The 23,814-nt window shown below is 71.0% G+C and carries 17 protein-coding genes; 7 read left to right on the forward strand and 10 right to left on the reverse strand.

The features are described 5' to 3' along the window. Nucleotides 1-2: 2 nt before the first annotated feature. From cydC to EL340_RS02070, 4 genes are all read right to left on the reverse strand, one after another. Entirely contained in the window at nt 3-1,913 is a 1,911-nt protein-coding gene (gene cydC / locus EL340_RS02055) for a thiol reductant ABC exporter subunit CydC (RefSeq protein WP_126415267.1), read from the reverse strand. Between the two features lie 5 nt (nt 1,914-1,918). Next, entirely contained in the window at nt 1,919-3,688 is a 1,770-nt protein-coding gene (cydD, locus tag EL340_RS02060; protein WP_197722335.1) for a thiol reductant ABC exporter subunit CydD, read from the reverse strand. Between the two features lie 75 nt (nt 3,689-3,763). Then, nucleotides 3,764-4,897, reverse strand: coding sequence for a cytochrome d ubiquinol oxidase subunit II (gene cydB / locus EL340_RS02065; protein WP_126413205.1), 1,134 nt, complete (start codon nt 4,895-4,897; stop codon nt 3,764-3,766). A gap of 20 nt (nt 4,898-4,917) precedes the next feature. Further along, nucleotides 4,918-6,483, reverse strand: a complete 1,566-nt coding sequence (locus tag EL340_RS02070) for a cytochrome ubiquinol oxidase subunit I (protein WP_126413206.1) — start codon at nt 6,481-6,483, stop codon at nt 4,918-4,920. Between the two features lie 634 nt (nt 6,484-7,117). On the opposite strand from EL340_RS02070, the gene EL340_RS02075 reads away from it, so the two are divergent. The 7 genes from EL340_RS02075 to EL340_RS02105 all read left to right on the forward strand — a co-directional run bounded on the left by EL340_RS02075 (nt 7,118) and on the right by EL340_RS02105 (nt 16,081). Beyond that, nucleotides 7,118-10,384 (forward strand): ribonuclease E/G, encoded by a 3,267-nt coding sequence (locus EL340_RS02075; protein WP_126413207.1) that lies wholly within the window; start codon nt 7,118-7,120, stop codon nt 10,382-10,384. 183 nt (nt 10,385-10,567) lie between these two features. Then, on the forward strand, nt 10,568-10,888 hold the full coding sequence (gene rplU / locus EL340_RS02080; protein WP_075371787.1) for a 50S ribosomal protein L21: 321 nt from the start codon (nt 10,568-10,570) through the stop codon (nt 10,886-10,888). 69 nt (nt 10,889-10,957) lie between these two features. Next, nucleotides 10,958-11,215 carry a 50S ribosomal protein L27 gene (rpmA, locus tag EL340_RS02085; protein ID WP_009746875.1) on the forward strand — a complete coding sequence of 86 codons (258 nt, stop codon included), beginning with the start codon at nt 10,958-10,960 and terminating at the stop codon, nt 11,213-11,215. Nucleotides 11,216-11,300: 85 nt separating this feature from the next. Beyond that, nucleotides 11,301-12,899 carry a GTPase ObgE gene (gene obgE, locus EL340_RS02090; RefSeq protein ID WP_126413208.1) on the forward strand — a complete coding sequence of 533 codons (1,599 nt, stop codon included), beginning with the start codon at nt 11,301-11,303 and terminating at the stop codon, nt 12,897-12,899. Between the two features lie 90 nt (nt 12,900-12,989). Then, nucleotides 12,990-14,084 (forward strand): glutamate 5-kinase, encoded by a 1,095-nt coding sequence (proB, locus tag EL340_RS02095; protein WP_126415269.1) that lies wholly within the window; start codon nt 12,990-12,992, stop codon nt 14,082-14,084. 34 nt (nt 14,085-14,118) lie between these two features. Then, entirely contained in the window at nt 14,119-15,414 is a 1,296-nt protein-coding gene (locus EL340_RS02100; protein ID WP_126413209.1) for a glutamate-5-semialdehyde dehydrogenase, read from the forward strand. Between the two features lie 184 nt (nt 15,415-15,598). Then, complete coding sequence (locus EL340_RS02105; RefSeq protein WP_126413210.1) at nt 15,599-16,081, forward strand: ubiquitin carboxyl-hydrolase; 483 nt, start codon at nt 15,599-15,601, stop codon at nt 16,079-16,081. 48 nt (nt 16,082-16,129) lie between these two features. Here the strand turns inward: EL340_RS02105 and EL340_RS02110 are convergent, their stop codons facing one another. The 6 genes from EL340_RS02110 to EL340_RS02135 form a co-directional block, all read right to left on the reverse strand. Beyond that, nucleotides 16,130-16,789 (reverse strand): response regulator transcription factor, encoded by a 660-nt coding sequence (locus tag EL340_RS02110; RefSeq protein WP_126413211.1) that lies wholly within the window; start codon nt 16,787-16,789, stop codon nt 16,130-16,132. Beyond that, nucleotides 16,786-18,294 carry a sensor histidine kinase gene (locus tag EL340_RS02115; protein WP_232023180.1) on the reverse strand — a complete coding sequence of 503 codons (1,509 nt, stop codon included), beginning with the start codon at nt 18,292-18,294 and terminating at the stop codon, nt 16,786-16,788. Before EL340_RS02115 ends, EL340_RS02110 begins: the two co-directional genes overlap by 4 nt. 76 nt (nt 18,295-18,370) lie before the next feature. Continuing rightward, entirely contained in the window at nt 18,371-19,696 is a 1,326-nt protein-coding gene (locus EL340_RS02120; RefSeq protein WP_126413212.1) for a UDP-glucose dehydrogenase family protein, read from the reverse strand. Next, on the reverse strand, nt 19,693-20,736 hold the full coding sequence (locus EL340_RS02125; RefSeq protein WP_232023181.1) for a phosphotransferase: 1,044 nt from the start codon (nt 20,734-20,736) through the stop codon (nt 19,693-19,695). Before EL340_RS02125 ends, EL340_RS02120 begins: the two co-directional genes overlap by 4 nt. Nucleotides 20,737-20,786: 50 nt before the next feature. After that, on the reverse strand, nt 20,787-22,001 hold the full coding sequence (locus tag EL340_RS02130) for a phosphotransferase (protein ID WP_126413213.1): 1,215 nt from the start codon (nt 21,999-22,001) through the stop codon (nt 20,787-20,789). Continuing rightward, nucleotides 21,998-23,770 (reverse strand): ABC transporter ATP-binding protein, encoded by a 1,773-nt coding sequence (locus EL340_RS02135; RefSeq protein WP_126415271.1) that lies wholly within the window; start codon nt 23,768-23,770, stop codon nt 21,998-22,000. The genes EL340_RS02130 and EL340_RS02135 overlap by 4 nt, the downstream gene beginning before the upstream one ends. Nucleotides 23,771-23,814 lie beyond the last annotated feature (44 nt).

Here is a 23,814-nt window from a genome sequence, read left to right on the forward strand (position 1 = left end):
GCTCAGCTCGTCCGGTTCACGTGGGACGTGTCGTTGTGCTGCCTGTCCTGATTCTCCTGGGAGAGCGACCACCGGTAGGTCTCTGAGACGTCCTGGAGCTCGTCGTGGCTGCCCCTGTGCAGGATAGTCGCAGGCGCCTGCTCCTCAGCGTCCTGGCAGGGGCGTCCCATGACCAGGACCTCATCGGCGTGCGCCAGAGCGCTGAGGCGGTGAGTGACCAGGAGCGTGCCGCGCCCCTGATCGGCCCCCACGCTCAGCAGGTCGGCCACGAGCCGGTCCGCCGTTGCGGCGTCGAGGTGCTCACCAGGCTCGTCCAGGAGCATCAGTGGCGCGGGGGCCGCCAGCGCCCGGGCCAGCAGCAGCCGACGCCGCTCACCGCCCGACAGCGTCGTGGCGTCCGTCCCGATGATGGTGTCGACGCCGTCGGGCAGAGCGTCGAGCCAGTCACCGAGCCCGGCCCGCCTCAGCAGCTCGCCCGCCTCGGCGGCAGTGACGTCCCCCCGGGCAACGCGCAGGTTCTCCAGAACACTGGTGTGGAAGACGTGCGCGTCCTCCGCCGTCAGACAAACCCGGGCCGCCGCCTCGGTGCGGGAGACCTGCCACGGCGGGACGCCGTCGAGCGTCAGCGTGCCTCCCCGGGGCTCCAGCAGCCCCGCCAGCGTGGCCAGCAGGGTCGACTTCCCGATCCCCGAGGGACCCACGACCGCCACCCGGCTGCCGGCCTCAAGATCCAGGTCGATGCCCTCGGCGACGACCGGGCCGCCGGGCCAGCCCACCGCCAGGTTCCTGGCCCTCAGGCGCGGCGCCCGACCAGAGAGCTCCGCCGGCTCACGAGTCGCAGGGGACGTCTCAGGAGAGTCAGTGCTGGTGGCGCTGGTGTCGTCGGTGGCGCCGGTGTCGCTGGTGCTGGCCTCGGCGGTCTCGATGAGCTCCACGATGCGGCAGGCGGCACCGGCCGAACGCACCAGCTGCACACTGGCCGGACCGAGCGCGGAGGTGGCCTCGAAGGCCGCCAACGGCACCAGGACGATGACCGCCAGCCAGACCGGGCCGAGCTGTCCGGCGGCCACGGCCCTCACCCCGACCACCAGGTTGCCCACGACCGCGATCCCCATGGCCGCCACGTCCACGGCGGCCGCGATCGCCGCGGGGACCGCAGCCCGGTCTCGCAGGTGGAGCAGGCTCTTCTCCCGGAAGGCGACCTGGCGCATGGAGTCCGCCAGACGCCCGGATACGGTCAGCTCCGGCGCCCCCTCAAGAACCGCGAGCACCTCGGCGGACAGCTCGGTGTCCTGCCTCTGACGGGCCTGCTCGGCGACCCGGGCTGAGCGGATCGTGGCCAGCGGGGCCACCACCCCGGACAGCAGCAGACAGGCCGCCAGGATGAGGCCGGCCGGCCAGTAGACGAGCCCGATCCCCAGACAGGTGGCCGCGCCCAGGACGGCAGCGACCGCCGCGGGCAGGTAGGCGCGCACCACGAGGTCACCGACCGCGTCGATGTCGCTGCCCACCCGTGCCAGGACGTCTCCGCGGCGCAGTCCCGCAACCGTGTCGGTGCGAGCCGAGGCCAGCGCCTCGTAGAGACGGGTACGCAGCGCGCCCATGCCCCGCAGGGCGGTGTCGTGCGAGACGAGCCGCTCGCAGTAGCGCAGCACCGAGCGGGAGATGCCGAAGAGTCGTACCGCCACCGGAGCCACCCCCAGCGCGACGACGTCGGGCATCTGGGAGGCCCGCGCGATGAGCCAGGCCGCCACCCCGGAAAGGGCCACGGCCGAGGCCATCCCCGCCGTGCCGGCCAGCACCGCCAGGGCGAAGCGCGAGCGGTCCAGGTGCAGCAGGCCCACGGCCCGGCGCAGCGACCGTCGCTCCCGGGCGGACAGGGCCGGGGACAGGGCACTGGTCAGCGGGCTCACAGGGCTCACAGGACCTCCTCCTGTGCTGCGGGCGACTCGTGGACAGCAGACGGCTCGGAAGAGGCGGCTGCTGATGACGCCGGCTCCATCGGTTCGCTCGTCACCGGAACGGTCTGCTCGGCCAGCGCGATGAGTGCCGGCCGGTGGGCGATGACCACCACGGTGCGCCCCGAGGCGTGCAGCGCGCGCACCGCGGTGAGCACATGGGCCTCACTGGCGGCGTCGAGATGCGCGGTCGGCTCGTCCATGACCACCAGGGGCGCCGTCGAGCACAGGGCCCGCGTCAGGGCGAGCCGCTGGCGCTGGCCCACGGACAGGCCCACTCCGCCGCTGCCCACAACGGTCTGCCATCCCTGCGGCAGGGCGGCCACCACCTCATCGAAGCCGGTGGCCCGGGCCGCCTCCTCCACCGAGTCCGTTACAGACTCGGGCGCGGTCCCGGCCTCGAGCGCGTCCGGCGCCGTGGTGGGCAGCACGTTGTCCAGCACGGTTCCCGGGGTGATGGTGGGACGCTGGGGAACCCAGGCGATCTGCTCCCACCAGGTGGTCGGGTCGATCTCGCTGAGGTCGACGGCGTCGTCCGGCTCCCCGAGGGGGACGACTCTCACCCGGCCCCGGTCAGCGGGCAGCAGGCCCAGGAGGACCTGCGTCGTCGTGGTCTTGCCGGCACCCGACGGCCCGATGAGGGCCACGAGGCCGCCGGGGCGGATCGTGGCGCTCAAGCCGGCCGGGGCCCACGCTCCTCTGGCGGACACGGACACTGCCTCCAGCTCGATCGCCGCCGTGCGCAGGTCGGGGGCCGGCAGAGTGCCGCGCTCGGGGACGGGCGTCTCAAGCACCTCGAAGACGGACTCGGCGGCGGCCACCCCGTTGGCCGAGGCATGGAACTGGAAACCCACCTGCCGCAGTGGCTGGTAGACCTCCGGCGCCACCATGAGCACAAGCAGGCCGGTGAACAGGTCCATGCGACCGGCCACCAGCCGGAACCCGATCTCGACGGCGATGATCGCCACCGACAGCGTCGTGATGAACTCCAGGACCGCTCCCGACAGGAAGGCGATCCGCAAGGTCGACATGGTGGTGCGCCGGTAGGCGCGCCCCAGGGCGCGCACCCGCGCGGCCGGCCCCTGCTCACGCCCCAGCGCCTTGAGGGTGGGCAGCCCCGAGATGAGATCGAGGACCTGGTCACCCAGGACCTGCATGGTCTCCAGCCGCTCCTGGGAGACGGACTGGGTCATCCGCCCGATGAGGATCATGAAGATCGGGATGAGGGGCAGCGTGCACACCACCGCCACCGCGGCCGGCCAGTCCTGGGTGATGAGAACCAGCACCGTCGCCGGAGTCACCGTGGCGGCCAGCACCAGCTGGGGAAGGTACCGGGTGAAGTAGGGCTCCAGGTCGTCGAGGCCGCGGGTCAGCAGGGTGGCGGTCCCGGCGCCGCGGAGCGCCTGCCACCTGGGACCCAGCCGGGCGGCATGCTCCAGGACCAGACGGCGCAGCTCGATGATCGTCCCCGTCGCGGAGCGGTGGGCGTGAAGCTCCTGCAGAAGGACCACCAGCGCCCGGGCCACCACGACGCCGCCCAGAGCCACGACCAGCCCTTTGACCGTTGCAGGGCCGGCGCCGTCGGAGATGACCGCGGAGACCGCGCCCGAGATGAGAAACGCCTGCGCCACCACCAGCACGGCGGTGATCATTCCGGTCACTGCCGTGGCGGCGATGTATCTGCGCGCTGAGCGGGCGTAGCGCATCAGCCGGGGGTCGAGAGGCTTCACCCTCCCAAGGATAGGGGAGTAGGTCCAAAGGCCCGACACCCTCGGCCGATGCGCTCAGCGGTGGCCGGCCTCGCCTCAGTACCCGAAGTGCGCCTCGGGCTGGGCGGAGTCCCGCACCAGCGTGGGGTGCAGCCCTCCCTGGTTGGGGTTGATGCTCTCGGCGCTGATGCGCGAGGCGAACACCTTGTAGCTCCAGACTGTGTAGATCAGGACGCCGGGGACGAACACGGCCGCGGCGACGGTCATGATGAGCAGCGTCGTGTCGGCGCTCGCGGCCTGCTGGATCGTCAGCGAGTAGGCCGGGTCCACCGAGGAGCGCATGACGTTGGGAGCCATCGCGGCGAAGATGAAGATGACGGCGAAGGCGATGCCCACGAAGTGCAGGGCGAAGGCCCGTCCCTCTCTCCCGGCGCGGCCGGCCAGCAGCGAGCCGATGAGCCCGGCTGCGGCGATGACCAGCGGGATCCAGGACAGGGCGGTGCTCGAGTAGACCAGCTGCGCCCACAGGGCCCAGGCGGCGGTCACGCCGGTGGACACCGGAGCAAGCCCGCGTGACAGCCGCAGGGCCCGCTGCGAGAGCTCGCCGGTGGTCTTGAGGGCCACGAACAGCGCACCGTGGTTGAGGAAGAGCAGGCAGGTGACGGCACCGCCCAGCAGGGTGAAGGGTGTCACCATGGTCAGCAGCCCACCGGTGATCTGGTGGGCGGCACCGGGCATGAGCGAGTCCGCCGGTACCTGACCGGCCGGGACCACGGCGCCGTTGGAGATCTGGACGACCTCGATGTGCATGCCCTGGACCAGGTTCGCGAAGGCCACGCCCCACAGGACGGAGGGCAGCCAGGCGCTGATCGTGTGGACCCAGTCCCAGCGGTCGCGCCAGGTCTGGGAGTTGACCTTGGGACGCCACTCGATGGCGCACACGCGCACGATGAGGCACAGCAGGATGATGAACAGGACGATGTAGGCCCCCGAGAACAGGGTGGAGTACCACTCGGGGAAGGCCGCGAAAGTGGCACCGCCGGCGGTCAGCAGCCACACCTCGTTGCCGTCCCAGTGGGGGCCGATGGTGGCCAGCGTCGCGCGCCGCTCGCGCTCGTCGCGGCCCAGGATCTTCAGGAGCATTCCGACGCCGAAGTCGAAACCCTCCAGGGTGAGGTAGCCGATCCACAGGACGGCGATGAGGACGAACCAGAGGATGCTCAGTGTCATGGGTGTCTACCTTCCTCGGTTCAGTAGGCGAAGGACAGGGCCGGGGTGCTCTCGGGCGAGTCGCTGGACCCGGCCTCGGAGCCGCCGGAGTCCTCGGAGCCCGTGTCATCCGATCCTGCGGTCCTGTCGGCCCTGCCCGGCACCGGCGTGCGCACGCCCTCGCGGATGTAACGGCGCAGCAGGGCGAACCAGACGACGCCGAGCGCGGCGTACAGCAGGGTGAAGATGACCATGGACGCCAGCACCGTGCCGGAGGAGACCACGGAGGAGACCCCGTCGGCGGTGAGCATGTAGACCTGGGAGACCGGGTCGGACAGGTTGGGCACGATGACCCACGGCTGGCGTCCCATCTCACGGAAGATCCATCCGAAGGAGCAGGCGATGAAGGGCAGCCACATGGTGGCCAGCGCTATCTTGCCCAGCAGCGGGCGGGAGATGAGCCGCCCGGAGCGGGTCAGCCACAGGGCCAGGACCCCCAGCCCCATCGAGGCCATTCCCAGTCCGATCATGAGCCGGAAGGACCAGAAGCTGACCATGACGTTGGGGCTGTAGTCGACGGTGTTGCCGCGGGCGTCGGTGGTGCCGTACCGCTCCGCGTAGGTGTCCCCGGCCTCCTTGAGCCCGGTGAGCTCGGCCTTGAAGTCGTTGGTGGCCATGAAGGAGTAGACGCCGGGAACCGAGATGAACCGGACCATGCCGTCCTCGTTGCGGCAGTCCCCGAAGGCGGCCACGGTGAAGGGGGCGCTGGTCTCGGAGTGGCACAGGCCCTCGGCGGCGGCCATCTTGGCCGGCTGGTACTCGGCGACCAGCTGGCCCTGCATGTGACCGGTGCCGGCGGTGACCAGGCCCGCGGCCACCATGGTGATGGCCCCGAAGCGGGTCACCCGCCGCCACAGCTCGCGGGCCTCGAAGTCCTGCTCGGCCCGGGCTGCCTTGGTCATCCACCACACCGAGACGCCCAGGATGACGGCGCCGGCGACCAGCAGCGCCGAGGAGATGACGTGCAGGACGGTGGCCCATACCAGCTCATTGGACAGGAGCTTGAGGAAGCCGCTGACGCCGTCGAGCTCGGCGCGTCCCGTCCTGGGGTTGACGACGGCGCCGACCGGGTGCTGCATCCAGGAGTTGGCGGTCAGGATGAAGAAGGCGGAGAAGTTCGTGCCCGCGGCCACGGCCCACATGCACAGGTTGTGGAGCCTGGGGCTCAGACGGTCCCACCCGAAGATCCACAGGCCCAGGAAGACGGACTCCATGAAGAAGGCCAGCAGGGCCTCGAAGGCGAGCGGTGCGCCGAAGATGTTCCCGACGAATCGCGAGTACTCCGACCAGTTCATACCGAACTGGAACTCCTGGACGATTCCGGTGGCCACGCCCAGCGCGAAGTTGATCAGCAGGATCTTGCCGAAGAACTTGGTAGCCACCAGCCACTGCTTGTTGCCGGTCCGCCGCCACAGCGTCTCCATGAGAGCCACCAGCGGGGAGAGCCCGATGGTCAGCGGAACCAGGATGAAGTGGTAGACGGTGGTGATGCCGAACTGCCAGCGCGCCAGATCCAGGGAGTCCAGCGCCAGAGGAGAGATGGCCATCCGTGCCGCCTTTCGGAGATGACGATGAGATCGATAAGGTGTTCTGTAGAACGTCCTACAGGTCAATAAGGCTATTATAGGTCATCTATGACGTGATGTCGTGAAACGAGCGAGTCTCGATGCGGTGACGACGCCTGCAGCAACCCCTCACTTCCCTTGTCAAGACTATCATTCGAGTGATTCTGCGAGATGGTTTCAGCCTGGGGTGGTTGAAGATTGGCGATCTTGAGAGTGGGACTGAAGGCCCGTAACTAAGTGGCGGAAAACCGCTGAAAACTGACTGAATACTGAGCGAATGCTGACTGTGTGATGGGATGTGGATGTGGAGCGAGACGCGGGCCACCATGACCATGACGAGTCGCGCAGGCGCTTATCGCTGTATGTGTGGGATACTTCGATCCGGTTTCGGGTGCTTCGTACCAGTACCTGGGGCCACGCCTTCCGACCGACCCTGTCCGAGGACCTTGCGCCGCCTGAGCTGCGCCGCTGCGAGCCCGGTATGTGTGGACGAGAGGCAAGGCATGCGCCCTACCGGGCGCGCTCGAGACTTTTTCGCTGCTCCCGCTGGGGAGCACAACCGCGTTGACGCGTCGAGGGTACGACGACGGCGTCAGCCTCGGAGAGTGCAAGCCCCATGGCACGTCGCACCACATCAGAATCAACAGAATCGCACGAGCAGGACCAGGGACACCAGGGACTCGGCGACGCCGTGAGCGCCCCGACCCCGCGCCGTCGCCGCAGAGCCACCGCCGCTGCCGCCGCTCCCGCGCAGGCTCCCGTCGCCGAGCAGCCGGGCCCGGTGGGCGCCTCGGAGACCGTCACCGGCTCCGGTGCCGGCGAGTCCGACATCGAGAGCATCGAGGGCTCTGGGGCTCCGGCCGCCTCGGCCCCGTCTCGTCGTCGCCGCAAGGTCGTCGCGGTATCCGCCGCCCCGCAGGCGGCTCCGACCGCTGACCCTCACGCGGCCGAGGATGAGGAGGACGAGGACGAGGCTCAGGTCGAGGAGGAGGCCGGCGCGGAGGATGCGGAGGATCCTGACGCGCAGGAGGAGACCGACGGCGAGCCGGCGCAGGCGTCCCTGAACGAGGACGAGGCTGAGCCGGAGGCGCCCCGCCTTCCCGCCGCCTCGCTCCTCTTCCAGGCCCCCGACCCCAGTCGGGCCCGCCGACGTCGAAGGGTCACCGCCGCAACCGCCGCTCCTCAGGAGGCGCCGACCGCGTCGCGCCACCAGGGCTCGAGCGGCTGGACCGACGAGGAGGAGCCGCAGACCGGCGTCCGAACCAGTGCGGAAGACCGGGACGCGGACAACTCGGACATCGAGGATGAGGACGAGTCCGCCTCGTCCTCCTCGGCACGAGCAGGTCGAGGCGGTGGGCGCAGCCGTCGTCGTCGGCGGGCGGTCGCCGGCACGGGCGCGCCTCAGCAGGAGGGGCGCGGGGGCTCCGCGGTTGACGAGTCCGGTGACGACGTTGATGCCTCCGAGGCCGACGACGAGTCTCCGGCTGACTCGTCGGACGGCTCGCCAGATGACGCCCGTGAGGGCGGGGCCCGCCGCAAGCGCCGCCGCGGTGGGCGCGGTCGGCGCTCGCGCTCACGTGCTGAGGACTCCGCGCGCAGCGACTCGGACGAGGAGGCCCAGACCCCCGGGGAGGGCGCTGCCGATGCGACGCCCTCGGCGCGCGAGACCTCGGCTGACGCCGGCGTCGAGACGACCGCCGGGGCCGTGTCCGGATCGCGTCGGCGCCGCCGCCGGTCCCGTACCCGTTCCGAGGGTGGCGACCCGCGTGACGAGGTCACCGCCCTCAAGGGCTCCACCCGGCTGGAGGCCAAGCGTCAGCGCCGCCGTGAGGGGAGGGCGGCCGGACGCCGTCGGCCCATCGTCACCGAGGCCGAGTTCCTGGCCCGTCGCGAGTCCGTGGACCGTCAGATGATCGTGCGCGAGTCCGACGGCCTCAACCAGATCGCCGTCCTGGAGGACGGGCTCCTCGTGGAGCACTACGTCTCGCGGCACACCCAGACCTCCATGGTCGGTAATGTCTACGTCGGCCGCGTCCAGAACGTCCTGCCCTCCATGGAGGCCGCCTTCGTGGACCTGGGCAAGGGGCGCAACGCCGTGCTCTACGCCGGCGAGGTCAACTGGGACGCCGCCGGCCTGGAGGGAAGGCCCCGCCGTATCGAGGACGCCCTCTCCAGCGGTGACACCGTCCTGGTCCAGGTCACCAAGGACCCGATCGGGCACAAGGGGGCCCGCCTCACCAGCCAGATCACCCTGGCGGGCCGCTACCTGGTCCTCGTCCCCGGTGGCACCATGACCGGGATCTCGCGCAAGCTGCCCGATACTGAGCGCAGCCGCCTGAAGAAGATCCTCAAGCGGATCGTGCCCGACTCCGCCGGGGTCATCGTGCGCACCGCCGCCGAGGGAGCCAGCCAGGAGCAGCTGACCGCGGACGTCGAGCGACTGGTGTCCCAGTGGGAGGCCATCGAGAAGAAGGCCTCCTCGGTCATGAAGGGCAGTGGTAAGGCCCCGGTCCTCCTCAAGGGCGAGCCCGAGCTCGCCGTGCGCGTCATCCGCGACGTCTTCAACGAGGACTTCCGCAAGCTCATCGTCTCCGGTGACAAGACCTGGTCGACGATCTCCCGGTACGTCGACGAGGTCAGTCCGGACCTGGCCGACCGCCTCGAGCACTGGACCGGTCCGGAGGACGTCTTCGCCGCCCACCGCGTCGACGAGCAGCTCGCCAAGGGCTTCGACCGCAAGGTCTGGCTGCCCAGCGGCGGCACGCTGGTCATCGACCGCACCGAGGCGATGACCGTCATCGACGTCAACACCGGCCGCTTCACCGGAGCGGGCGGCACGCTGGAGGAGACCGTCACCCGCAACAACCTCGAGGCCGCTGAGGAGATCGTGCGCCAGCTGCGTCTGCGCGACATCGGCGGCATGGTCGTCATCGACTTCGTCGACATGGTCCTGGAGTCCAACCGGGACCTCGTCCTGCGCCGGCTCGTGGAGTGCCTGGGCCGTGACCGCACCCGCCACCAGGTCACCGAGGTCACCTCGCTCGGCCTGGTCCAGATGACCCGCAAGCGGGTCGGGCAGGGACTGGTTGAGGCCTTCTCCACCACCTGCGAGCACTGCAAGGGTCGTGGCTTCATCGTCCACGACGAGCCCGTGGAGAACCAGCAGGTCGACATGTCGGCCTCAGCCTCCCGTGGTGGCGGGCGCTCGCGCGGGCGCAAGAACCGTGAGGAGCAGGCTGGATCCGGCAGGAAGGACGCTCAGGAGGCCAAGGGCAAGAGCACCAAGGGCGGCGGCAACGCCAAGAGCGCCAAGGGCGCCGGAAGGGCCGACGTCGCGGGCTCGCCCGAGACCGGGGCTGACGACGAGGCCCGGGCCGCGGTCCGCGGCGCCCTGGCTCAGATCGCGGCCGCCGCCGAGCAGGCCCACAAGGAGGCTCAGCAGGAGAGTCAGGAGCCTCGCGACGCCCAGGAGGTCGACGGCTCGCAGGGCCCGGGCGAGGAGCGCGCCGAGAGCGCGAGCGACATCGACAACGCGGAGGGCGCCGGCGGCCAGGACGAGCAGACCTCGCCGGCCGAGAGCAAGACAGCCAGGACCAGGGCGCGGAAGTCGGCCGAGAAGAAGACTGAGAAGAAGCCTTCGAGGAAGACCGGCAAGAAGGCTGAGAAGAAGAAGCCCGCGAAGAAGGACGGTAAGAAGGCTGCCGACCCAGAGGAGCCTGACGAGAAGGCGGCTGACGGGAGGGCTGAGGCGGCTGCGGGTGCGCAGACGGATCAGGAGCCTGCTGGCAGCAAGCCTGCGAGGAGAACGAGGAGGCGGGCCACCGCGAGGAGCACTGCGCCGTCGTCGGAGAATTCTTCAGACGACGCGGAGGCCTCCGCCTAGCGCCCGCGGGGCCTTCGTGCCCAAGAACACAGGGGGCAGGGCGAACCGGAGGTTGGTGCTGGGAGCGGGATCGCCTAGAGTTATCTGCCGGTGCGTCTTGCGCCATTGCCCAGGACAGGGCCCTCCCGGTGAGGCTGATCGAAGCCCCGCTGCGCGTGAGAGCCTTTCGAAGAATCTACAGAGATGAGCATTCAAGTGGTCTACGCGATCGTCAAGGCCGGCGGCCGTCAGGAGAAGGTCTCCGTCGGCGACGTCGTGGTTGTCGACAAGCTTGCTGGTGAGATCGGCGACGAGGTCACCCTCGCCCCCGTCATGCTGGTGGACGGCGACAAGGTGACCACCTCTGCCGCCGACCTGGCCAAGTCCTCCGTCACCGCCGAGATCGTCGGCGACGAGAAGGGCCCCAAGATCAACATCCTCAAGTTCAAGAACAAGACCGGCTTCCGCAAGCGCCAGGGCCACCGCGCTCAGCTGACGGCCGTCAAGGTCACCGCCATCAAGTGACCGCCCCGGCGTCAGCCAGTACGCGGGCATCCTGAACGCACACGCTCGAGAAGAAAGAAGCCTTAAACCATGGCACACAAGAAGGGTCTTGGTTCCTCCCGTAACGGCCGCGACTCCAACGCGCAGCGCCTCGGCGTCAAGCGCTTCGGCGGTCAGCTCGTCAAGGCCGGCGAGATCATCGTCCGCCAGCGCGGCACCCACTTCCACCCTGGCCGCAACGTCGGCCGCGGCAACGACGACACCCTGTTCGCCACCGCTGCCGGCAACGTCGAGTTCGGCACCTTCCGTGGCCGCCGGGTCGTCAACGTCGTGCTCCCCGAGGCCTGAGCCCCGAGCACATCCACACGTCGCATGAGGGCGGACGGCAGCTGCCGTCCGCCCTCGCGCTATCCCGGACTCACAGGAGACCCCCATGCCCAGTTTCATTGACCGAGTGGTCCTCCACGTGGCCGGCGGCGACGGCGGCAACGGCTGCACCTCCGTGCACCGCGAGAAGTTCAAGCCCCTGGCCGGGCCCGACGGCGGTGACGGCGGTCATGGCGGCGACGTCGTCCTGACCGTCGACCCCCGGGTGACGACGCTGCTGAGCTACCACCGCGCCCCGCACCAGCGGGCCGGGAACGGCACCCCCGGCATGGGGGACTGGCGGCGTGGCACCGATGGCAAGGACCTCATCCTGCCCGTTCCCGAGGGAACCGTCGTCAAGGACGCCGGCGGCCAGGTCATCGCCGACCTCGTGGGGGAGGGGGCCAGCATCGTCGTCGCCGAGGGGGGCACCGGCGGGCGCGGCAACTTCTCCCTGGCCTCCTCCAAGCGCAAGGCGCCCGGCTTCCACCTGCTGGGCGAGCCCGGCCAGGCCAGGGACATCACCCTGGAGCTCAAGACCATCGCCGACGTCGCCCTGGTGGGTTACCCCAGCGCCGGCAAGTCCTCCCTCATCGCCGCTATGAGCGCGGCCAGGCCCAAGATCGCCGACTACCCCTTCACCACCCTCGTGCCCAACCTCGGGGTCGTCGAGGCCGGCGACGTCCGCTACACGATCGCCGACGTCCCGGGCCTCATCCCCGGCGCCTCGCAGGGCAAGGGGCTGGGCCTGGACTTCCTGCGGCACATTGAGCGCTGCGCCGTCATCGTCCACGTCCTGGACTGCGCCACCCTCGAGCCGGGCCGCGATCCCCTGTCCGACCTGGACACCATCGAGGCCGAGCTCGCCGCCTACTCCGAACGCCTGGGGGACCAGGAGGACGACCCCTCCCTCACCGGCCGTGTCCCGCTCATGGAGCGCCCCCGCATCGTGGTGCTCAACAAGGTCGACGTTCCCGACGCAGCCGAGCTCGCCGAGTTCGTGCGCGCCGACATCGAGGTCAGGGGCCTGCCCGTGTTCATCGTCTCGGCGGTCGCCCACACCGGGCTGCGGCCCCTGTCCTTCGCTTTGGCCGGTGAGGTCGAGCGGGCCCGTGCGATGGCCCCGGCGGCGCCTTCGGGCAGCGATGAGCCCGGCGGGGCGGACAGGGCTCGCCCGGTCATCCGCCCCGCAGCCGTGGGACGCCGTGAGAAGGACAGCGTCGCCCAGGTGCGTCTGCTCGCCCACCCCAGTGAGGGGCAGGTCTACCAGGTCCGCGGTCAGCGTCCCGAGCGGTGGGTGCGCCAGACCGACTTCTCCAATGACGAGGCAGTCGGCTACCTCGCCGACCGGCTGGCAGCGGCGGGGGTTGAGGACGAGCTCGTCAAGGCCGGCGCCCATGCCGGGGACACCGTCCTCATCGGTGAGGTGGACGGGGGAGTGCTCTTCACCTGGGAGCCCTCGATGAGCACCGGTCCCGAGCTGCTGGGCGCCCGCGGCACCGACCTGCGTCTGGAGGGCAGCCGGCGTCGGACCAACGTGGAACGGCGCAGCCGGTACCACGAGATGATGGACGCCAAGGAGGCCGCGCGCCAGCAGCTGCGTGACGAGGCCTCCGAGGGGCTGTGGACCGACGCCACCACCTGGCACGAGGGCGACGAGGACTGACGGGCGGGAACCGTGACTCAATCAGTGACTGACAGCGGTGGCGCCCCCGGCGCGGGAGAGCGCCCGGGCCGACTGCCCGAGGGCGCCCGCGTGGTGGTCAAGGTCGGATCCTCCTCGCTGACGCGCGCCGACGGCGGACTCGACCTCAACCGCATTGACATCCTGGCCGGCCTGATCGCCGGGATGCGCCATCGCGGTCATGACGTCGTCCTGGTCTCCTCCGGGGCGGTCGCCTCGGGCCTGGCGCCCCTGGGCCTGGACCGGCGCCCCGACGAGCTGCGCCTCCTGCAGGCCGCCGCCTCGGTGGGTCAGGGGCGCCTCGCGGCCCGCTGGGAGACCGCGATGAGCGCCTACGGCCTGGTGACCGCCCAGGTCCTGCTGACTGCCCACGACGTCGCCATCCGCAGTCACTACCGCACGGTGCGCGCCACCTTCGACTCCCTGCTCTGCCTGGGGGCCGTCCCCATCATCAACGAGAACGACGCGGTGGCCACCAGCGAGTTCAGCCTCGGTGACAACGACCGACTGGCCGCCCTGGTGGCCCACCTGGTGACCGCCGACGTGCTCGTTCTGCTCACGGACGTCGACGGCCTGTGGACCGCGCGGCCCGGGACCCCCGGTGCCGAGCCCATCCGGCACGTGCGTGCGGCCTCCGACCTGGAGGGCGTCAGCGTCTCCGGGCGCGGCTCCTTCGTGGGCACCGGCGGCATGACCACCAAGCTCCAGGCCGCCACCATCGCCTGCGCCTCGGGCACCACCACCCTCATCGCCCGGGCCGACGACGCCGCCCGCCTCCTGGGACAGGAGCAGGTCCCCGCGGACCTGGGCACCTGGTTCGAGCCCACCGGGCCGCACCGCCCCAGCCGCCGGCTGTGGATGGCCCACGCCTCCCAGCCCGAGGGTCGTCTCCTCATCGACACCGGGGCCGCCCGGGCCCTGACCGTGGGCAAGAAGTCGCTCCTGCTGCCCGGCCTCACCGGTGTCGACGGCGACTTCGAGTCCGGGACCGTGGTCGACGTCGTCGGCCCCGATGGTGTCCTGGCCCGTGGGATCTGCCGCTACGCCGCCGCCGAGCTGCGTGAGGTCCTGGCCGCCCGAGCGGCGGGCGCGCCGGCACCCGATCACGTGGCCCCCGTCGTCCACCGCGACGACCTCGCCGAGCTGCCCCGCACCGCCGGGGTCTGAGGACACCATCGGCCTCGTCTTCTATGGTGGCCCCATGAACGACGTCGACGCCCACGAGCTCGTCACCGCAGCCGCCCACGCAGCCCGCAACGCGCAACGGAGCCTGGCCAGGGCCCCGCGCGCCGTCAAGGACGCCGCCCTGGAGGCCATGGCCCGCAGCCTCACCGAGCATGCCGAGTCCATCCTGGCGGCCAACGCCGCCGACCTGGAGCGCGGACGCGAGGCCGGGATGAGGCCCGGGCTCCTGGACCGTCTGGCCCTGGACACCGGCCGCCTGGACGCCATCGCCGCCTCCTTGCGCGAGGTGGCCGCACTGCCCGACCCGGTCGGCCAGGTCGTGGACGGCTCGGTCATGCCCAACGGGCTGCGGGTGCGTCGAGTGCGCGTGCCCCTGGGCGTCGTCGGCATGATTTACGAGGCCCGCCCCAACGTCACCGTTGACACCGCGGCCCTGGCCGTCAAGTCCGGCAACGCCATCATCCTGCGCGGAGGCAGCGCCGCCCAGGACTCCAACGCCGCCATCGTCGCGGCCCTGCGCGGCGCCCTGGAGGACCAGGGACTGCCCGCCGACCTGGTCACCAGCGTCGACGCCGCCGGACGGGACGGGGCCCGCGCCCTCATGCGGGCCCACGGCCTGGTCGACGCCCTGGTACCGCGCGGTGGGGCCGGACTCATCCGCACCGTCGTCGAGCAGTCCACCGTTCCCGTCATCGAGACCGGCTCGGGCAACTGCCACGTCTACGTCGACGCCAGCGCCGACCTCCAGGCCGCGGTCGACATCATCGTCAACGCCAAGACCCAGCGCGTCGGCGTGTGCAACGCCGCCGAGACGCTCCTGGTCCACGCCGACGCCGCCCCCGCCTACCTGCCGAAGGCGGCCGTCGCCCTGTGGGACAAGCGCACCACCCTGCACGTCGACCCCACAACCCACCGGATCCTGGCCGAGGTCGCGGCCGGCAGCGGGTGCGAGGAGCTCCTGACCGAGGCCACGGAGACCGACTGGGACACCGAGTACGGCTCACTGGACCTGGCCGTCCGCGTCGTCGAGGGCCTGGAAGAGGCCGTCGACCACATCCGGGCCCATACCACCGGACACACCGAGGCGGTTATCGCCCAGGACGTCGGTGTCATCAACGACTTCATCGCGGGCATGGACTCGGCGGCCATCATGGTCAACGCCTCCACCCGCTTCACCGACGGCGGCCAGCTGGGCCTGGGGGCCGAGCTGGGCATCTCCACGCAGAAGCTTCACGCCCGCGGCCCCATGGGCCTGACCGAGCTGACCACAACGACCTGGATCGTCGAGGGCGAGGGGCACATCCGTCCCTGAGGCGCGAGTGTGGCGGCTATGAGGCATTTCTGCGCCTGTCTTGTGCTCCGCACCAGTGTATTGACCTGTTGATCGTGTTACGGTCGTTGACGGCCTGAGGGCCTTGTCGGCTCCGAGGGGGGCGTACGCGAGGAACAGGCGCGGGACGGAGCATCAGATAGTGACCGGACAAAGGGGGAACTGTATGCGGAACCTGCTTCGCCGGGCCGGTCGTGGCCGCGTCATCGCCACGGCGGTCGTCATCGTCACCTCCGGGCTGCTGGTCGGGGTCGCCCGCATGGTGTTCTTCAGTCCCACCGAGTCCGTGAGCGAGCCGGGCATCGTCCTGACCGGAACCCCGGGAAGCACCTCGTCGCAGTCCTCCGCCACGGCGACGCCGGGCCAGGCCGCCGGCGGTGCCAGCAGCACCCGCTACGAGCAGTACGGTGCCGAGGCGGAGTCGTCCGCGCACGCCGAGCAGGGGCACTCCCCCCAGCCGGTTGAGCCCGACCCGCCGGTCGCCGTCGACCACGGCAGCCGGCAGCCGGCACCCGCCGCGCCCAACGTGCCCGCGGCAACCACAAGGTCCGACGACGCCTCCCCGGACGTCGACGACGATGACGACGACAGGAATCCGGTGAGGATCGGTGTGAGGGATCAGGACAACGACTACGACGTCGACGACTGATCCGTTCGACGAGCGGCCGCCGTCCTGCGATCCACGGTCCCTCCCCGGTCAGGTGAGCCGGTAGCCCATGCCACGCACCGTCTCCACCCGCTGCCTGCCCAGCTTGTTGCGCAGGTAGGAGACGTAGACCTCCACCACGTTGGAGCCGGGGTCGAAGTCCAGCCCCCACACGGAGCTCAGGAGCTGCTCGCGGCTGAGGACCTGACCGGGGTGACGCATGAAGGCCTCGGCCAGGGCGAACTCCCGCGCCGAGAGCTCCACGGTCCGGCCCTCCAGCGACAGGGTGCGGGTACGCAGGTCCAGGACCATGTCACGGTGGGTCAGCCGCATCTGGTCGGGGCCCGTGGCCTCCGGGCGCAGCCGCACCCGGATGCGGGCCAGGAGCTCCTCGAAGGAGAAGGGCTTGGGCATGTAGTCGTCCGCACCGCCCTCGAGACCGGCGACGCGGTCGGCCACGGAGGAGCGCGCGGTGAGCATGATGACCGGTGCCGTCACACCTTGTCCACGAAGCTGCTGGAGCACCTCGAAGCCGTCGATGTCGGGCAGCCCCACGTCCAGGATGATGAGGTCGAAGCTCTCCTGGAGGGCGAGCGCCACAGCCTCCAGGCCGGCGGAGGCGGCGTGCGTGGTGAAGCCGGCCGCCTTGAGGCCCTTGGTGAGGAAGGCGACGATCCGGGGCTCATCCTCAACGATCAGGATGCTGCTCATGGCGGATCACTCCTAGAGTGAGTACGAGTTCCTTGAGTGGGGTGCGGGGCTGGAGACACGGACGGGGCCGGGCCCGGAGCCGTGAGGGGGATCCTCATGGTGAACACCGAGCCGACGCCCACCTGGGAGCGTATGTCCAGCTCCCCGCCGTGCGCTGCGACGATCGTCTCCACGATACTCAGTCCCAGTCCCGTCCCGGAGGCCAGCTCCTGAGCGCTGGAGGTGCGCTTGAACCTCTGGCGCACCAGGTCGATCTCCTCGGGGGCGATCCCGATGCCCTCGTCGCCCACCCACATCAGCAGATGACCGTCCCGGACCGCGGAGCCCAGGGAGACGGTGCTGCAGTGCTCGAAGTACTTCACGGCGTTGGCCACCAGCTGGAGCCAGGCCTGGGTGATCCGGGTGGGGTCGATGCTGGCCCGGGTGAAGGCCGCCGACTCCAGCTGCCAGCGGCGCTCACCCAGGGCGAGGGACTTGTCGAAGACCAGCTCGGTGAGCTCGGCGACGTCGGTGTCCACGGGGGTGGTGAAGTCGCTCTGGGCGCTCTTGGCCAGGAGGATCAGGTCGTCGACGAGCATCCCCATCCGATCGAGCTCGTCGATGGCCAGCAGCTGGGTCTGGCGTACGTCCTCCGGGTCGCCGGGGTCGGTGAGCTCGAGGTGACCGCGGACCACGGCGATGGGTGTGCGCAGCTCGTGGCCGACGTCGTCGAGCAGGTTGCGCTGAGCCTCCACCGAGGTCTGGACCCGATCGAGCATCCGGTTGACGGCCGCGGCCAGGGCGGTGAGGTCGTCGCGGCCCTTGACCGGGACCCGGGTGGTCAGGTCGTCCTCGCCGATGGACTCGGTGGCGCGCCGCAGCTGCTCGATGGGGCGCAGGAGCCGCTCGACGGCGAACCAGGCCAGGCCTGTCACCAGGGCGACGGTGAAGACGGCCGCCGCGGCGTAGAAGGCCATGGTGCGCTGGAGCTGGGACTCGGCGACCTTGAGGTCGATGACATGCACCAGCGCCCCTCGCTGGGAGCCGTCCTGCACCGGGACGATGAGGACCCGGTAGCTCGACGAGGAGGTGCGCACCGTCTCGATGACTGACTCCGACGCGGCAGCCTGGGAGGTCACCTGCTTGAGCAGCTCCGGGTCCTCCTCCGGACGGAAGGAGACGTTGTCGGAGGAGACCCAGGTCAGCTCCGTGTCGGAGCTGGTCCCCACGAATCCGAGCTCCGCCTCACCGGGACCCTCGGCGGTGCGCTGGATATGGGCTCGAAGGACGGATGAGACGTCCTCCAGGGGCTGGCCGCTAGAGGGGTCGACCCGGTCGGCGGCCAGCTGTCGGATCCGGTCGCGGCTGTGCTCGAGCCGGTTGGTGGCGTCGGCCGACACGCTGGAGTGGCCCAGCGCCCAGACGATCGCCCCGCAGGTGATGAGCGCGATGCTCGCCACCAGCACGATCGCCCACATGACGCGGGTACCGATGGTGACGGTACGGGTGGGCATCAGTGAGGTCACCTCGTCATTGTGCCCGGCCCCACCGGGCTCCGCCCGGCGGAGCCCGGGGCGAGGCGACCGGGGGGACCGAGGGGGCTCAGCGTCCCACCCCGGCGTAGGTCCACCCCGCCTGGCGCCAGGCCACCGGGTCCAGGGCGTTGCGTCCGTCGATGATGACGCGAGCGGCGACCCCGACGGCGGCGTCAGCGGGGTCGAGGGCCACGAACTGGTCCCACTCGGTCAGCAGCAGGACGAGCTCGGCACCCGTGAGCGCTGCCTTGGGGTCGTCCTCCAGGGTGAGGTGGGGGTGGGAGCGGGCCACGACGGGCAGGGCCTGCGGGTCGCAGACGGTGACCTCCGCCCCGAGGTCGGCCAGGCGGGCGGCGACGTCCAGGGCGGGGGAGTCCCGCACGTCGTCGCTCAGGGGCTTGAAGGCCGCCCCCAGGATGGTGATCGCCTTGCCGGCCAGGTCGCCTCCCACGTGGGTGCGGGCCAGCTCGATGATCCGGTCTCGCTGCTCGCGGTTGATGGAGTCGACCTGCCCCAGCAGGTCCGCCAGGTGCACGGCGCCGTGCAGGTCGGCGCTGGCCTGCAGCGCCCGGATGTCCTTGGGCAGGCAGCCTCCGCCGAAACCCACGCCGGCCTGGAGGAAGCGCCTGCCGATGCGCGGGTCGTGCCCGATGGCGTCGGCCAGGACGGTCACGTCGGCCCCGGCGGTGTCGCACAGGTGGGCCATGGCGTTGATGAAGCTGATCTTGGTGGCCAGGAAGGAGTTCGCCGCGGTCTTGACCAGCTCGGCGGTGGGGTAGTCGGTGACGATCCGGGGGATGCCCTCGTCCAGCAGGTCCTGGTAGACGACGTCGAGGGCGGCCTGGGCCTCCTGGGCGTCCCGGGGGTCGGCGGGCACCCCGTAGACGATGCGGTCGGGGTGGAGGGTGTCGGCCACGGCGAAGCCCTCGCGCAGGAACTCGGGGTTCCACAGCACCAGGGCCCGGCCGGCCAGACGCTCGGCCACCTGCTGGGCGGTGCCCACCGGGACGGTCGACTTGCCCACCACGAGGCTGCGCCCGCCCTCGGGCAGCGCGTCGTGAAGCATGTCGACCACGCTCCACAGCTGGCTGCGGTCGGCCTGACCACCGGTAGCGGACTGCGGGGTCCCCACGGCGATGAAGTGGACGTCGGCCCCGGCCAGCTCCGCCGGTGACGGCATCGAGGTGAAGCGCAGGTCGCCCTGCGCGGCGCCGGTCGTCAGCAGCTCGGGCAGACCCGGCTCGTAGAAGGGGACGCGGCCCTGGGAGAGGGCCTCGACCTGCTCAGGCCGGGTGTCGATCCCCAGGACGTGGTGCCCCAGGTGGGCCATGGCGGCGGCGTGGACGGCACCGAGGTATCCGCAGCCGATGACGGTGATCTTGAGGGGGGTCATGAGTTGTTCCAATCGTTCGTGAGGTCCAGAGGGGTGAAAGGCGAGGCCTCTGCCAGGCAGTGGCTCACCCAGGTAGGCAGCCACCGGTGGGCAGCGGGTCTGAAGGCGTGGACGAAGACCAGTCGCAGCGCCGATGAGCGGTAGTAGGCCTCCAGGCGCTGCGTCGTGGTGGGCAGCCTGCGGGCCAGGTCGTCGAGCAGGTCCCGGACCCGTGCGTGGGAGTCGGGACCGAGCCGGCCCCTCACCGCCATGAGGTCCGTGTGGGCCCAGAGGTTGCCCAGGTCGAGGGCCGCCTCGGCCATGGCGGCGGTGTCCAGGTCGAGCAGGGACAGCTCTCGCCCGTCCCACAGGAGCTGGCCGTCGTGGAGGTCGCGGTGGGCGACGACGTGCACCCCGTCGTCCTCCCGCAGCCTCAGGCAGGTGTCCACCACCTGCTCGTGCAGGAGGTCCGACTGGTCGATGACGCCGTAGCGGTGGGCGGAGGCGAACCAGCGGCGCAGCACCTCGGTCTCCTGGCGCGGTCCGTGCACGGGCAGGTCGGCCTCGGCATCGGCCAGGTGCGCCCAGGAGTCCGTGAGCCGTCTCCATCCGGGCAGGCCGGCGTCGCCGAGCTCGTTGAGGCTGCGGCCGGGCAGCAGCTCGAGGTCGACGACGTCGTCGCCGTCGCCCAGGACCCTGGGAGTGCGCAGACCGGTGACCCGCAGGACCGAGGCGGCGGTCGTGTGCGCCCGCACCAGGGAGGCGGCCTTGTGGGGGCGCACGATCTTGCGGACCCGGGCGTCCTCCATCACCACGGCGCGGCGCCCGGCACGGTGGACGACGAGCGCCCCCGTCAGGCGCGCGGACAGGGCCGGCAGCTCCGGGTCCGTGGCATAGGGCAGCAGCTCGGGGGCGCCGCCCGCACTGACGTGCCCGGCGCGCAGGCGGCCCTCGCCGTCGACGCACTCGATGGTCGCGGTCGCCGGGCTCGAGCCCCGGTGATCGGGCCAGGCCCTGCGCAGCCCGAGGACCGCGCGCAGCGTGCTCAGCATGCCGGTCATCTCCGCCCTCCGTGTCATTCCCGTCGTCGGTGTCGTGCTCATCGCTTCTGTCATGTCCAGGACGTCTCCTCCTGCGGGGCCTTGGCGATGCGCTTGATGGCGGCCAGCTCGGTGCTGACGCGTTCACGCCAGGACGGATCGGCCTGACGCAGGGGATCAGCCAGCCGTGCCAGGCGTGACAGGGCGATCGCCGTCCCCAGCTGCTCGGTGTCGGGCACCGGTCGGCGCTCGCCGTACCCCTGAAGCAGGGCGCACCGCAGGGACGGTGGGGCCACCGCGAGGTAGGAACCCAGATCCGTGACGGCCGGCGCCAGACGCACCCGGTCGAAGTCGGTCAGCCAGATGCGTCCGGTCGAGTACTCGTACAGCACCTGGTCGGGGGAGGCGTCGCCGTGAGTGAGGACCGGATCCCCCGAGAGCCGGGCGGGCAGCATGGCGCCCACCTTCCGCACCCGGTGAGCCAGCTCGGGGGCCAGGACGTCGAGCTGACGGGCGTGGACCTCGGCCAGGTCCCGTGGATCGGGGTGCTGACGCGGCAGCCGGTCGACGAGCTCCGGCTCCAGCAGCCCCGTGCAGGAGTGGAGCTCGGCCAGCAGCGCTCCCACGCGCCGCGTGGCCTCGAGCGTCGCGTCGTCCGCGGCCTCGCCTGGGATCTCAGCGAGGTTCGTGTCGCCGCACCACTGCTGAAGGCTGACGTGCCCCTCGCACCGGGCCACGGCCTCAGAGCCGAGGAGACGCGGGACCGGCAGGAGGGCGGACAGGGCGCGGTGGACGTCGTCGGCAGGCCCGCCGGCGTGCGCCCGCAGCCGCAGCACCGCGCCGTCGACTCGCAGCACGAGGCGCCGCGAGGGGTTGTAGCGCAGCAGGTCACCGACCTCCCAGGCCCCCAGCGCGCCCTGGCGGGCGGCGAGTGCCATCGGCTCGGCCAGCTTGGGGTCGCTTTGAAGCGGACCGCTCTGCAGCAGCAGGCCGCCGTCCACGGCCCGAGTCACCGGAGGCGGCTCGATCCCCAGGCGGGCCGCCAGGCGCTCGGCCCGGGAGGCCTTGGAGCGAGAGACCGGCCAGAGCAGCCGGGCCCAGCCGGCCGTGACCCCGGTGGACCGCTCCACCAGCGAGACCAGGATCGAGACGTCCGGCTTGATGCGCAGCCTGCCCGCTCGCACCGGCCGATCGACAAGCTCACTGAGCCGGTCGGCGTCGAGCACCGTGGAGACGGCATCGGCCGTGGCCGTCGTGCGGCCTGTGGTGATCGTCGAACGGCTCATGCTCGGCTCCCCTCCAGGGCGAAGGAGTCGGACAGCCTGCTGGCCGCCCACCGGCGGAACTCGGCCGAGGTATCCATGAGACGCTGAGGGCTCCCCTCCAGGCGGATCAGCCCGTCCTGGATCCACACCACCCGGTCGGCGCGCATGGCGGCCTGTGGGTCGTGGGTGATGGTCAGCGTCGTGCGTCCGGCCACCAGCTCGTCGATCGCCTGGAGCACTGCCGACGTCGAGGCCGGGTCCAGCCCGGTGGTCGCCTCGTCCAGGATGACGATCGGCGAGTCGCGCAGCAGCGCCCGGGCGATGGCGATGCGCTGACGCTGGCCGCCGGAGAGGGTGCCGCCCCGTTCGCCCACGGCCGTGTCGTAGCCGTTGGGCATCTGGGTGATGAAGTCGTGGGCGTGGGCGGCCCGCGCGGCCGCCTCCACCTCCTCGTCCAGGGCCTGCGGCCGTCCCAGACGGATGTTCTCCCGGATCGTGCCGGTCAGCAGCACCGCCTCCTGGTGCAGGACCGAGACCTGCGAGCGCAGGAACCTCAGGTCCAGCTCGTCCAGGCTGTGCCCGTCCAGGCTGACCGTGCCCGACGTCGGATCCAGGGCCCGCACCACGAGGGACGCCAGGGTGGACTTTCCCGAGCCCGACGGCCCGACGAGAGCCACGTGCTCGCCGGGAACCACCGTCAGGCTCACGCCGTGGAGCACCTGACGGCGCTCGTAGGCGGCGCGCACGTGGTCGAAGTGGATCATGCCGTGGACGGGGTCCAGGACGATGGCGTTATGCGGGGAGACGATCTCGGGCTCGACCGCCATGTCGGCCACCCGCTCACCCGAGGCCGTCGCCCGGGCGATGCGGCCGGTGTACTTGGCCATGTCCCGCAGCGGCTTCATCGTGGTGCGCAGATAGGTCGTGAAGAGCACCAGGTCCCCCGGGGACATCGCGCCGCCCAGGACCCGGATGCCACCGCCGACCATGACCACCGCGGTGGCCACGCCCACGATGACGTCCGTGGAGCGCTCCAGGCGCGCGGCGATGCGGCGCGAGCGCACCCCCTCACTCAGGGACACCGTGTTGGCGCCCGTGAAACGCTCGTGCAGCAGCGGCTCCAGACCGTAGGCCTGCACCACCTTGATGGCGCCGAGCGCCTCCTGGGCCGTGTTGGCCAGGTTCCCCTCCGACTTACGGCTGCGCAGGGAGGCCACGGAGATCCGCCGTGAGTTCCCCGAGGAGGCGACGACGAAGGCCACCACCGCCAGGACCACGATCATGGCCAGCAGGGGGTCCAGGAACACCATGACCACGACCATGACCAGCAGGGTCAAGGTGTTGGCGGCCATCGGCAGGCCGGCGGTGACGGCTACCTCCTGCATGCGGTTGACGTCGGCGATGAGCCGCTGGACGGTGTCCGCGCTGTGGTTGCGGGCGTGGAACTGCTGAGAGAGCCCCTGGACGTGGTGGAAGGCCCGGCTGCGCAGGGAGGCCGCCGTGCGCGAGCCCACCAGGGCGAAGGCCACGGTGGCCAGGTAGTTGCACACGGCCCGGCCGGCCACGATCACCAGCAGGGCCACACCGAGCCCCACCAGGGAGGGGACCGTGGCGGGCGCGCTGCCCGTGTGCCGGCCCAGCGCCGCCACCAACGAGTCGATGACGATCTTCAGGGGCCAGGGCTCCAGGACCCGGAAGAAGACCTCCGCCAGAAGCACCACCGTGCCGCCGACCATGAGGCGCCACTGCGGCGCCGCATCGGGGCCCACCAGGCGCAGGGTCTGGCGCATGGGGGAGTGACGCACCCGGGAACGGCCGTGCCGACGAGGAGGCG

Origin of the sequence: Actinomyces viscosus (genome assembly GCF_900637975.1) — a bacterium.
Classification (GTDB): Bacteria; Actinomycetota; Actinomycetes; order Actinomycetales; family Actinomycetaceae; genus Actinomyces; species Actinomyces viscosus.